General features: G+C 40.5%; 10 protein-coding genes. 6 read left to right on the forward strand and 4 right to left on the reverse strand.

What is annotated here, in order from left to right; genetic code table 11:
• Positions 1-17: 17 nt before the first annotated feature.
• On the reverse strand, positions 18-1,169 hold the full coding sequence (locus F957_RS10660) for a lytic polysaccharide monooxygenase (protein WP_016540404.1): 1,152 nt from the start codon (positions 1,167-1,169) through the stop codon (positions 18-20).
• 262 nt (positions 1,170-1,431) lie between these two features.
• A complete protein-coding gene (gene aspA / locus F957_RS10655; protein WP_016540405.1) occupies positions 1,432-2,874 on the reverse strand; it encodes an aspartate ammonia-lyase in 1,443 nt (480 codons plus the stop codon).
• Between the two features lie 480 nt (positions 2,875-3,354).
• Here aspA and putP point away from each other — a divergent pair, with 480 nt between their 5' ends.
• Positions 3,355-4,851, forward strand: coding sequence for a sodium/proline symporter PutP (gene putP, locus F957_RS10650; RefSeq protein ID WP_016660341.1), 1,497 nt, complete (start codon positions 3,355-3,357; stop codon positions 4,849-4,851).
• 44 nt (positions 4,852-4,895) lie between these two features.
• On the opposite strand, the gene F957_RS10645 is transcribed toward putP, so the two are convergent.
• Positions 4,896-5,387, reverse strand: coding sequence for an Lrp/AsnC ligand binding domain-containing protein (locus F957_RS10645; protein WP_004653132.1), 492 nt, complete (start codon positions 5,385-5,387; stop codon positions 4,896-4,898).
• Positions 5,388-5,507: 120 nt separating this feature from the next.
• Here F957_RS10645 and putA point away from each other — a divergent pair, with 120 nt between their 5' ends.
• The 4 genes from putA (at position 5,508) to F957_RS10625 (ending at position 11,518) form a co-directional block, all read left to right on the forward strand.
• Positions 5,508-9,269: a trifunctional transcriptional regulator/proline dehydrogenase/L-glutamate gamma-semialdehyde dehydrogenase gene (putA, locus tag F957_RS10640; protein ID WP_016540407.1), complete on the forward strand. Its 3,762-nt coding sequence runs from the start codon at positions 5,508-5,510 to the stop codon at positions 9,267-9,269.
• A gap of 122 nt (positions 9,270-9,391) precedes the next feature.
• Positions 9,392-9,862 carry a GrpB family protein gene (locus F957_RS10635; RefSeq protein ID WP_016540408.1) on the forward strand — a complete coding sequence of 157 codons (471 nt, stop codon included), beginning with the start codon at positions 9,392-9,394 and terminating at the stop codon, positions 9,860-9,862.
• Between the two features lie 93 nt (positions 9,863-9,955).
• Positions 9,956-11,041: a tRNA (uridine(54)-C5)-methyltransferase TrmA gene (trmA, locus tag F957_RS10630; RefSeq protein ID WP_016540409.1), complete on the forward strand. Its 1,086-nt coding sequence runs from the start codon at positions 9,956-9,958 to the stop codon at positions 11,039-11,041.
• A gap of 249 nt (positions 11,042-11,290) precedes the next feature.
• Entirely contained in the window at positions 11,291-11,518 is a 228-nt protein-coding gene (locus tag F957_RS10625) for a hypothetical protein (RefSeq protein ID WP_016540410.1), read from the forward strand.
• Positions 11,519-11,561: 43 nt separating this feature from the next.
• Here the strand turns inward: F957_RS10625 and F957_RS10620 are convergent, their stop codons facing one another.
• Entirely contained in the window at positions 11,562-12,302 is a 741-nt protein-coding gene (locus F957_RS10620; protein ID WP_378319738.1) for a phosphodiester glycosidase family protein, read from the reverse strand.
• A 170-nt stretch (positions 12,303-12,472) separates the two neighbouring features.
• Between F957_RS10620 and F957_RS10615 the strand changes: the two genes are divergently transcribed.
• Complete coding sequence (locus tag F957_RS10615; RefSeq protein ID WP_016540412.1) at positions 12,473-13,006, forward strand: lecithin retinol acyltransferase family protein; 534 nt, start codon at positions 12,473-12,475, stop codon at positions 13,004-13,006.
• Positions 13,007-13,129 lie beyond the last annotated feature (123 nt).

The raw sequence follows: 13,129 nt of genomic DNA on the forward strand, positions 1-13,129 counted from the left end.
TATTACTTGGACTTACACTATTTCACGAGAATCCAAGCATCCTGCCAGTTCGAGCCTGTGCCAGGTACATATTGATGTGCTTGAATGCTACACCAACCACTATAAGGAAATGGCTTACACTGATAAATACGTCCATCGCTGCTCAATACTTTGCTACCTGCTTTATATGTAGCAATATTCTTCGGATAAACAAAATCATAAGTCCCTCCACTGATCGGGGCACGCTCAATTTTGATTTCAACACGCTGAATACCGCTATTTAAACTACTATAAACATCATTTTTTCCACTTACAGCTACAATCTCACCCTGTGCATTTTTAACCCCTGCGCGTAAAGCACTATGCTCTCGATTAATGGCTTCTGCCAATAAGCGAGGCCAAACATTTCGATTGCCATTGGCAGTACTGGTAATCCGTAATTCTGTTTTCAAATTTGGATTTTCGCCATTCATATCAAATACACGTGTTGATACACGATCATTCTCTACTAAATCATCAAGCGGATTGATATCACCGATATCGTTCCAGCTTTGAACTGGTTTTGGGGGTTGCGGATCGACTGGTGTAGTTGGGTTGCCTGAACCGACATTTACATCAATGACATTATAAAAGGCATTACTGGTATCTCCGATATCCCATACCGCGAGAATGACATGATAGCCACTGCGGTCAGCAGGCACGTGACAACGGTGTGTGACCACACTGGCAGGCTTTTGGTATTTGCCATCTACTGTACAAAAGGGATTGAGATCAAAAGAACTACGAGCCAAAGGAGCTGAAGAATTCCAGCCTTGCTTAGTGATGAAATAACGCCAGCCTTGAGTCACATGCTGCGCCGTAAATTGCCAAGTAAAGTCATTTGCGCCTGTGGGCAAATTTGTTTTGACCCATCGTGTCGGTGATTGTGCATTTAATTCTGAAAATTGACTCAAATTTGCATTGGCAATTTGCCCATCAGCTGGTCCAGACTGCGGAAAACCTTTCGGAGCTTCTAAACTTTGCGGCTCCCACACAATGCTGCCACATTGAGTATTCTTATTTAACTTACAGGCATAAGCTCGAGATTCTGGTTTAAGTACATAGCCATGTGCAAAAACCAATGAAGGTACAATAGGCAGTACCAATATTCCAATCGAGATTAAACTGCGTCTAATAAAGTGATGCATCATTCTTCTACCTTTGTCATTTCAGTTATTTATTGTTGTTAAGCATTGGTGTTCTTAAGACACCTCTTAGACCATAGGTCAGTCACTCAAACAAGACAACTCCCTATGCTGTAATAATCTGTAATATGCCAGTTGACTTGATCACAGGAATAAAAGCTTATGATGACCCGATCAAATTATTTTATAAATCCATTAATTCTCAGTGCAATCAAAAAAAGCCCAATTCGATTTGAACTGGGCTTTTTCAAAACTGGATTTTCAGGATTTAAGCGACATCGTCCACTTGAATGCCATCGACTTCTGAAACCAAGTTTTCAAAAGAGAAAATCTCATCCAGTTGGACTTGAGTCAGTAACCCACGCTCTAAAACCACCTCTTGAATGGTTTTATTCTCTGCAATACATTGTTTACCAATTTCATCACATAAAGCATGACCTAAGAGCGGATCAAGTAAAGTGATAATCCCCACGCTACGCATCACGGCGTCATGGCATGCTTGTTCATTTGCTTTGATACCACGCACACATTTTTCATCCAAGCTTTGAATTGCATGTGTAAGCAATTCAATCGATTCATTCAATGAAATTGCAATCACAGGTTCCATCACATTGAGTTGTAATTGCCCCGCTTCCGCAGCAAAGGTAATGGTTAAATCGTTACCAATCACTTTAAATGCAATCTGATTGACCACTTCAGGAATCACAGGGTTTACTTTTGCAGGCATGATCGAAGAGCCAGCCTGCAGTTCAGGTAACTGAATTTCACCTAATCCTGTACGTGGACCTGAACTCAGTAAACGTAAGTCATTACTGATTTTTGAAAGCTTACACGCAAGACGCTTTAAGGCGCTCGATAAAATGATGAATACACCACAGTCACTGGTTGCTTCAACGTAGTCTTCTGCACCGACGAGGTTTAGACCCGTGATGTCTTTCAAACAAGAAACCGCTTTGATGGCATAACCTTTGGGTGTATTCACACCTGTTCCTATGGCTGTCGCACCCAAATTCACCTCAAGCAATAATTCACGAGTGCGTTTGATTAATCGGACATCTTCTTTTAATAGCGTTGCAAAAGCACGAAACTCTTGGCCCAATGTCATAGGAACCGCATCTTGCAATTGAGTACGCCCCATCTTTAACACATAACGAAACTCGATCGCCTTGTTTTCAAATGAGGTAATTAGCTTGTCCATTTGTGTGAACAAAGCATCTAAAGAACAGTAGGTTGATAGACGAAGCGCTGTTGGGTATACGTCATTGGTCGATTGGGATTTATTGACATGATCATTGGGATGGATCAGCTCATATTTACCTTTTTGATGACCTAATGACTCCAACGCGATGTTGGCAATCACTTCATTGGTGTTCATATTAATTGAAGTGCCCGCTCCACCTTGATAAATATCAATTGGGAAGGAATCTTGCCATTTTTCTGCATCAGTGATGAGCACATCACAGGCATGTTGAATTACCAGACTTTGAGTTTCAGTGAGTTTGCCAAAGCTTAAATTCGCTTGTGCCGAGGCCTTTTTTACCTGTGCCAAAGCGCGGATAAAATAAGCATTTTGTCCAACTTTTTGTGAGGAGATCTTAAAATTTTCCATGGCACGTAAGGTATGAATTCCGTAATAACATTCTGTTGGAACTTCCTTCGCACCAAGCAAATCATGCTCTATTCTTATCGTTGCCGTTTGAACCGTTTCCACTTTCCATTTCTCTCAGACAATGCACCTTAATGGTGCAATGGATTAATATGAAAGATTGCAACTGACTTTTCATTAGCAAAAGCGCTTAAGATTATATTTTTTTATAATAGAATTTCTCTAGATTGTAGCTTTTGTAACTTTATATTTCTGAATTTTTGCCTAGTTTTTAACTGAATCAACTTAATCTACAGATGTACATTTTATGAATTGTAACTTCTGTATACATTTTGAGTTTTTTTTGAACGTTACCTATTCATATTTTGATGAAAAAAAAACCTATTTTTCGAATTAAAAAATTAAGATTCATACACTTATTTTAAATTACACAAAATATACAAATTAAATACATAAACATAACAGTATTTTAAAAATCATTTGTGCTTGAATCTGTGACCTTATCAATCCCAAGAATAGTCAATGATTTTTTTAGCTATTCAGGTGTGATTGCAAATTATGGATATGTAAGGACAGGCATCCATTATGAATTTTTCTAATCCCACAGTTGTTGTATTCGTGGTCTATATCCTGGCCATGCTTGGCATCGGTTTATACGCCTATTTTTCTACCAAAAACCTTGACGATTATATTCTTGGAGGCCGAAGTCTAGGCAGTTTTGTAACCGCTTTATCTGCGGGCGCATCAGACATGAGTGGTTGGTTACTCATGGGTTTACCTGGCGCTATTTACTTAACTGGCTTATCTGAATCGTGGATTGCCATCGGTTTAATTATTGGTGCATGGCTAAACTGGTATTTGGTTGCAGGACGTTTACGTGTACACACTGAAGTACAAAACAATGCCCTCACCTTACCAGATTATTTTACTGGTCGTTTTGATGATCAGAAGAAAATCTTACGCGTCACATCTGCATTGATTATTCTTGTTTTTTTTGCGATTTATTGTGCTTCTGGCATGGTCGCTGGTGCACGTTTATTCGAAACATTATTCCATTTGCCGTATAGCACAGCCTTATGGTTAGGTGCTTTTGCAACCATTGGTTATGTTTGTATCGGTGGTTTCCTTGCAATCAGCTGGACTGATACTTTCCAAGCAGGCTTAATGATTTTTGCATTATTGCTGCTTCCAATCGTGACCTACATGTCTTTAGGCATTGGTATGGAAGAGTTTACTGCGGTTGTTGAAAGTGTACGTCCACATGCATTTGATTTTGCGACAAACTTAAGCGTTGTTGCGATTCTTTCTGCTGCAGCTTGGGGTCTCGGCTATTTTGGTCAACCACATATCCTTGTCCGCTTCATGGCCGCTGATTCGGTAAAATCAATTCCAGCTGCGCGCCGTATCGGTATGACATGGATGGTTTTATGTTTGGCAGGTGCAGTCGGTTCAGGCTTTATTGGTATTGCTTATTTCCAAATGCATCCAGAGCTTGCAGCTGCAGTTTCAGCTAACCCTGAAACTGTATTCATGGAACTTACCAAAATCTTGTTCAACCCGTGGGTTGTGGGTGTAATCCTTGCTGCGATTTTATCTGCAGTCATGAGTACGTTAAGCTGTCAGCTTCTAGTATGTTCAAGCGCTTTAACCGAAGATTTGTACAAAGGCTTTATCCGCAAAAATGCATCTCAAAAAGAGCTGGTTTGGATTGGACGTGCAATGGTACTTGCTGTTGCAATGCTTGCCCTCTCTCTTGCTCAAAACCCAGACAGTAAAGTTCTTGGCTTAGTTGCTTATGCTTGGGCTGGCTTTGGTGCGGCATTTGGTCCATTGATTATTCTTTCATTGTTCTGGAAACGTATGACGTTAAACGGTGCATTGGTGGGTATGATTGTTGGTGCTTTGACTGTAATCCTATGGAAAAACTTCTTCGGTTACACGGGCATCTATGAAATTATTCCAGGTTTCGTTTTTGCCTTGATCAGCATCGTTGTAGTGAGCTTACTTGGTAAAGCACCAAATGCTGCTGTAACCAGTCGCTTTGAACAAGCTGATGAAATCTATGCACGTGAAATGAAATAATTCTGATAAAAATTTAAGGGGCTTTCGAGCCCCTTTTCTTTTAGTTAAAATTTTGTTTTTGATTTAATTTTTATTTTAGAGCTGTCTTTCACCACCTGCATGACTGGGTAGCTTCTTGTTTCTTTCACACCAGGGAGTTGCCACAATATTTGCCCAGCAATACGGCGAAACTCCTCCATTCCGGCACTCCGCAATTTAATCAGAAAGTCGAAGCCACCACTGACCATGTGACATTCCACGATCTCAGGATATTGGGTCACTGCATCAATAAAATCATCCAGAACATGCGGTGTAGTCTTATCAAGTAACACTTCCACGAATACTAAAAAGTTCGCATTCAGCTTATTCGGATTAAGCTTTGCCTCATATCCCAAGATAAATTCATCCTTGGTCAGCTTCTGAACACGTGCCATCACCGCAGTCGGTGAAAGGTTCACTAATTCTGCCAATTTACTATTAGAAATTCTCCCATCTGCTTGAAGAATATCCAGAATTTTTAGATCGGTTCGATCTAGTGTATAAATAGGGCCATTCAACTGAATTTTCCTCTAAAAAATGGGTAAATTATAGTGAGTTACTCGGGATTTATTCTGTAATCATAAATTATCTAAACCTCTCTACTCAATATGTTCTAGAGATTGTTATTGGAATTTAGTATGAATACATTGGATACTCCCGCACAAATGGAAACAGCTCACATCGACGGTTATATTACCGAATTTAAAGAAAAAAGTGAGTTTGAGCAACGCATTAATACGGCTTGGCGACGCGCAGAGCCTGAAGCAGTCGCTGTACTTGCTGAAGCTGCAAACATTTCCCCTGAACTTGATCAAAAAATTTATGAACTTGCTTTTAGCCTAGCGCATAATTTACGAGAACGTAAAAGCTCGGCGGGTAAAGCAGGAATCGTTCAAGGTCTTCTACAAGAATTCTCACTTTCCTCACAAGAAGGTGTGGCATTGATGTGTTTGGCAGAAGCATTGCTTCGTATTCCAGATACAGCAACACGTGATTTGTTGATCCGCGACAAAATCAACCAAGGTAACTGGAAGGAACACGTTGGTCAAAGTAACCTGATGTTCGTAAATGCTGCTGCATGGGGCTTGATGTTAACAGGCAAGTTAATGGAAACACCGAAGCAAACCAGCTTATCGAGTGTTTTGACTGGTCTTTTAGCACGTAGTGGTCGTGGTATCATCCGTAAAGCGGTTGACGTTGCCATGCGTATGATGGGTGAGCAATTCGTTACGGGTGAAACCATCGAAGAAGCGCTTGAGCATGCAAAACCATTTGAACACAAAGGTTTCCGTTATTCATACGACATGTTGGGTGAAGCTGCACTGACTGAACATGACGCAGATCGCTACTACAATGACTACACACAAGCGATTCATGCCATTGGTAAGGCATCGAACGGTCGTGGTGTTTATGATGGCCCAGGTATTTCAATCAAGCTATCTGCTTTGCATCCACGTTATCAACGTGCACAAATTGCACGTGTTCACCACGAACTTTACAACAAAGTCTTCGAACTTGCGTGCTTGGCAAAACAATATGATATCGGCTTAAACATCGATGCTGAAGAATCTGAACGTTTAGAAATTTCACTCGAATTACTTGAGCGCTTATGTTTCGAACCGAAACTTGCAAACTGGAAAGGCATCGGTTTCGTTATTCAGGCCTATCAAAAACGTTGTTTCTACGTGGTGGATTACATCGTTGACCTTGCAAAACGCAGTAACAAACGCCTGATGATCCGTTTGGTGAAAGGTGCATATTGGGACAGCGAAATCAAGAAAGCACAAATTGATGGTATGACGGACTACCCTGTGTTTACTCGTAAAGTTCACACGGATTTGTCATACATCGCTTGCGCGAAAAAACTTCTTGCTGCACCAGACCAAGTGTACCCACAATTTGCGACACACAATGCGCAATCACTTGCAACCATTTACAACCTTGCTGATCCAAGCAAGTACTATCCAGGTCAATACGAATTCCAATGCTTGCACGGTATGGGTGAGCCATTGTACGAGCAAGTTGTTGGTTCAAAAGAAGATGGCAAGTTAGGTGTTCCATGTCGTGTTTACGCGCCTGTTGGTAACCATGAAACTTTATTGGCTTATTTAGTCCGTCGTTTACTTGAAAATGGTGCCAATACTTCGTTCGTAAACCGTATTGCAGATAAGACTTTAAAAGTTGAAGACCTAATTCAGTCTCCAATCAAAGATATTCAAACTTCTGCAAAAGACGAAGGTCAGCTTGGCTTAAAACACCCTGCGATTCCACTTCCGCATGATCTTTACCCATTACGTCCAAACTCAAATGGCTTTGATCTGAATAACGATCAACCATTAGCTGACTTGGATGCGACTGCACAGAAATTGCGTAGTCAGATTTGGAAAAGTGCACCGTTACTTGGTTTCGAATCAACAGTACATGACCAAAGCAATGCACTTGCAATTACAAACCCTGCACAAAATAGCGAAGTTGTCGGTTATGTCAATGAAGCGACCAGCGCTGATGTACAACTGGCACTAGAAGCTGCAGTACAAGCTGAGCAAAGCTGGGCTGCAACCGATAAAGTTGAACGTGCTGCTTGTTTAAAACGCGCTGCTGACTTGATGGAAGCACGCATTCAAGAATTGATGGTATTACTTTGCCGCGAAAGTGGTAAAACCTATGCCAATGCCATTGCCGAAGTCCGTGAAGCAGTAGATTTCTTACGTTACTACGCAACTCAAATCGAAGCTTTACCTGCGAATGCACAAGTGAAGCCATTAGGTACCGTATTGTGTATTAGCCCATGGAACTTCCCTCTTGCGATTTTCTCTGGTCAGATTGCAGCGGCATTGGTGAGCGGTAACTGTGTGATTGCCAAACCTGCTGAACAAACACCATTGATTGCAGCACAAGCCGTTCAAATGCTTTGGGAAGCTGGCGTGCCACACGGCGCTGTTCAACTTCTTCCTGGTCGCGGTGAAACCGTTGGTGCTCAATTAAGCCAAGATGATCGTGTTCAAGGCATCATGTTCACAGGTTCGACTGAAGTTGCAAAAATCTTGCAAAAAACTGTGGCAAAACGTTTATCTCCAAATGGTCAACCAATTCCATTAATCGCGGAAACAGGTGGTCAAAATGCGATGATCGTTGATTCATCTGCGCTGACTGAACAAGTGGTTCTCGATGTTGTCAGTTCTGCATTTGACAGTGCGGGTCAACGTTGTTCTGCACTTCGTATCTTATGTGTGCAAGAAGACAGCGCTGCAACAGTTATCAAAATGTTGAAAGGTGCAATGCAACAGTTGATCGTTGGCAACCCTGCGATCTTAAAAACTGACATTGGCCCAGTAATTGATACTGAAGCAAAACAAACTATCGATACGCACATTCAAAAGATGAAATCTAAGGGCTACCCTGTTCATCAATTGATGTTTAACGATGCGGTAAGCCAACAAGCGCTTGCACAAGGTACATTTGTTCCGCCAACAGCGATTGAATTGCCAAACCTTGACGATCTAGAACGCGAAGTGTTTGGTCCTGTATTGCACATCATCACTTATAAATATGGTGAGCTTGAGCAATTGATCGACCGTATCAATGCCAAAGGCTATGGCTTAACCATGGGTCTGCATACACGTATCGATGAAACCATTAATACTGTGATCCAGCGCGCTGAAGTGGGTAACTTATATATCAACCGCAACATCGTGGGTGCAGTTGTAGGCGTGCAACCATTTGGTGGTGAAGGTTTATCGGGTACTGGTCCTAAAGCTGGTGGTCCGCTTTATATGTACCGCTTGATGGAACATTGTTCAGAGAAAGTATTGGCGACTCCATTTGCGGTGAAAGCTGAAATCTCTCAGTTTGATGCAGTTTCAAATGTTGCTTATCAAAGCTTATTGTCTTGGGCAAACCAAAACATGCCGCAAGCAATTACGGCGATTCCAGCATTTGGTGTAGGTAAGTTCTACGAGTTGCAAGGCCCTACGGGTGAAAGCAACCAATACATTATCTTGCCTCGTCACCGTGTGCTTTCAATTGCAAATGATGAAGCAAGCCAGCTTCAACAATTACTTGCGATTTTCTCCGTCAGCAGTACTGCGGCTGTATTGAAAGACAATGCATTCTTAGTAAAACACAAAGCATCTTTACCAAAAGATGTCTTAGATGCAATCACTGTGATTTCAAGTGTTGAAAAAGATGCGTTTGATGCAGTGCTTCATCATGGTTCTGTTGAACAGTTGCAAGACTTGCAAACTAAAGTTGCGAATCGTTCAGGTGCGATTGTCGGGATTACCCAGTTACAAGCCAATGAACAAATTCCTTTAGAACGTCTTGTTATCGAACGTGCAATCAGTGTGAATACTGCTGCAGCTGGTGGTAACGCAAGCTTAATGACTTTATCTGAAGATTAATTTTTAAATCCCTTGCGGAGCTTCAAACGCTCCTCATCCCAACCCGAATCATGTTTACATGGTTCGGGTTTTTTATTATTTTTTAGATCACCTTATTCCTATTATAAAATGAGACCATTTAGATGCATTTCTTCTCAGCTCCTGAATATCAACCCAACTGCGCTCAGCATTTTGAAGATTATAAAAATAAAATCCAGCAGCTTATTCCTTTTGCAATTGTTGAACATATTGGCTCATCCGCCATTCCCAATGCAATTTCAAAAGGTGATCTCGATATTTATATTGAAGTACCCGCCCATCAATTTTTAGATTCAATTGAAAAATTACAACAGCTTAATTTTAAAGAAAAACTTGATACACTACGTACTCATGAACTTTGTATGCTGGAATCACAACAACATGATGTGACATTGCAAATCGTGGTGACAGGTTCAGAATTTTGCAATTTCATCACCTTTCGGGATCTATTAAGAAACTCACCTAGCCTGACACAACAATATAATCAGCTCAAACAAAGATGTGTTGGCTTATCTCAAGACCAATATCGGCAAATTAAAGCAGATTTTATCCAATTTGTACTCGCCCTAGGCTAAGCATATAAATAAGTGAATATCATAATTTCCTGCACCTGATTGCACTTTTTTGATACCATTCCCGTTTAGATTTCAGCTGTAGTTTTCTTTTTTATGACCGTATCTTACCAGCAGCAACTTCAAGAGAAAGTTGAACGCATTACCGCACAATTTGCCCCGTTCAATCCACCTGCTTTAGAAGTGTTTCAATCGCCTGAACAACATTTCCGTATGCGAGCAGAATTTCGCATCTGGCATACCGAAGATGATCTGTTCTACGCCATGTTTGAACGTGCTGAAGATGGTAAGCAAAAAGAAGTTGTCCGCGTGGATACATTTCCCATCGCGGATCAAAGCATTAATGATTTAATGCCCCGCCTATTAGAAGAATTAAAAGCAGTCCCGATTCTATCACAACGAGTTTTTGAAGCAGACTTTCTCTCAACCCTAAGCGGAGAAATGCTAGTTACTCTGATTTACCACCGTAAATTAGATGCCGAATGGGAAACAGCAGCTAAAGCATTAGCTGAAAAACTGAATATTAAAATCATGGGGCGTAGCCGTGGCCAAAAAGTGATTATTGGTGATGACTATGTGGTTGAACAACTGAATGTTCACGGTCGCACCTTTAAATATAAACAAATCGAAAGCAGCTTTACCCAGCCTAATGCTCAAGTGTGTCAGCATATGTTGGAATGGGCTTGCGATGCTGCGCAAGAATCCCAAAAAGACTTGTTAGAATTGTACTGTGGTAATGGTAACTTTACCTTACCACTGTCCTTGAAATTTAAGCGTGTACTCGCAACTGAACTGGCCAAGTCTTCCGTCTACGCGGCACAATGGAACATTGAGCAAAACCAGATTGAGAACATTCAAGTTGCTCGTTTATCTGCGGAAGAATTCACTCAAGCTTATCAAGGTGAGCGTGAATTTAGACGGTTGCAAGAAGCTGAAATCGACATGCAAAGCTACGACTTTGACACGGTTTTTGTTGATCCGCCGCGTGCAGGCATCGATGATGAAACACTTAAACTATTACAGGGTTTTGAACGTATTCTATATATCTCATGCAACCCAGATACCCTGCATGACAACTTAAAAATACTTAGCCAAACCCATCGCATTGTCAAGTTTGCCATGTTCGATCAATTCCCTTTTACCCATCATGTGGAATCAGGCATTTTACTTGAAAAGATTTAAACAAATTATTTCAACGTAACAATATTATATAAAGGGTTCCAGTAACCCTTTATTTTTTCTCAAAGTATATTTATAAAAAAGTGATGTTTTTCAAAGGTCAAGTCATCCAAATGTCATAATTTCGTTAAACTTTAAAAGTCTCATCGAAAAAATTGAAGTTCAACTGCTGCTTTTATCACTTAAGCTGACTTGTATTTTATTTTAAAGCGGCTATATTTCGAGCTATGTTAGGTTGTATATGAAGGCTCTATGAGTTTTTGGCAAAAACTGTTCAATGCAGATGAACAATATAACGAACACAAGAACCAAACTTCTTGCGTTGAAAATGATTGTTCTTGCAAAACCAATGAACAACTGTTGGATGCTTTAGTCAAAGCAACAGATGAAGATGTGATTAAAGGCATCAAAAAAGTACTGATTTCCCGAGGTTATAGCCGCAAAGAATTACTTACGATGATCAACCCGCCAATCCAATAAAAATAAGCTTTCCCTAATCTCTCTTGATTAAGAGATTAGGGAGTCAATACGACTTACACTTCTCTCTATTCACTTCTGCCACAATTGGTCCTAAGTTAAAATTTTTATCATGTCGTTTAGTTTGTGCTGAATACAAACTTGAAATCGAACCATCCAAATACAGAGCATTGTCGATTTTCAATTGCTGCTTAAAAAATTGTGCAAATTGATAAAAACTCACCCGTTGCTGTGAAATCACAAAATACAACTGATTATCTTTAATACCCACTCCATTTCTAATTTTTAATGAGCTCGAATCAGCGAGAAACTGGCTATTGATTTTGCCCTTATAGATCAACATGGGCCCTGACTGTGTTGCAAACTGCGCTTTAAATTGATCATGCTTATAATCAGCAGTCGTTTTAATCACAGCACGATGATCATTCCACGCCACCACCCCATTCGGCTGCATAAAGAAATTACCAAAGCCCTGTGCCTCATTTAACTTCGCAAGCTCTTTAGCATTTTCGACATATAAACCTACAGGTTGAGAATCTGCATGATACATCCCTGCATTCATGGCAAAACTGAGTTGCTCACAAGCAGGTAGCGCTTTTTGAATCGCGGCAAACTTTTGGTAGTAGCGATTAGTTTTAGGACTTTTTAAAAATAATTGTAATTGATCCAGCTGTTCGACTTTGATGACATCATAGTGCTGTTGCTTAAATTGAATGGTTTGATGCTGCATTGCATAAGGAGTGGAGGCAGCTAAAAATGTAAAAGTGAACAGTAGCCAATTTTTCATCATGGTTAATATTTAAGATCAATTTGGTCTATTTTCTCATAGCAAAGCTCAAGGCTGAATGACAGATACAAACAGCACACACAATCATCGGTTTAGTGGAGCAAATAAGCTCGATTGATTCACATTTTTTCACTAAAATAATAGGGTAAATACAATAACCTTGTATCCACATGCAGCAAAGACATCCACGCTTTCCAATTGGCGCACATCTGATCGTAAAACACTTTGGTTATAGTCACCACGGCATTTATGCAGGTCGTGGTCGAGTCATTCATTATTCTGGATTTGCCCATATCTTTAAAAAGCATCCCATTGAAATGACTTCTATCCAACGTTTTGCACGTGATAAGCCAATTTACATCAGGAATTATCCATCCCCACGCTACAAAGCCAAAACAGTGGTACGGCGTATGCGTTCACGCATGCACGAAAACCACTACCATCTCATCATTAACAACTGTGAACATTTATGTACTTGGGCGATTACAGGTGTTGAATCCAGCACTCAAGTTGAACGTATGCAGCGTCGTCTTGCCACCATTGGCTATGTCAGTTCAGTTATGAGTTATATGAACGGTTTAATGCTCACTGTAGCTACTGCCTGCTTTGCAATCGTGCTATACATCAAAATGATGTTACGTCGGCAAGCCAAAAAATCCGTGCCTGCTTACTTACAACTCAAACAAAAGCATTCAAAAAAATAATTATCATACGATCCTTAAAACGTTTTTCCAGCAATTGATTGATTTTTCACTCAGCTTGCATTAATATTTTCTTCGATACATTTCGTATCCCATCCTTATCGAGGGTTCTATGTTGGAGATAGC

Origin of the sequence: Acinetobacter gyllenbergii CIP 110306 = MTCC 11365 (assembly GCF_000413855.1) — a bacterium.
GTDB classification, from domain to species: Bacteria; Pseudomonadota; Gammaproteobacteria; order Pseudomonadales; family Moraxellaceae; genus Acinetobacter; species Acinetobacter gyllenbergii.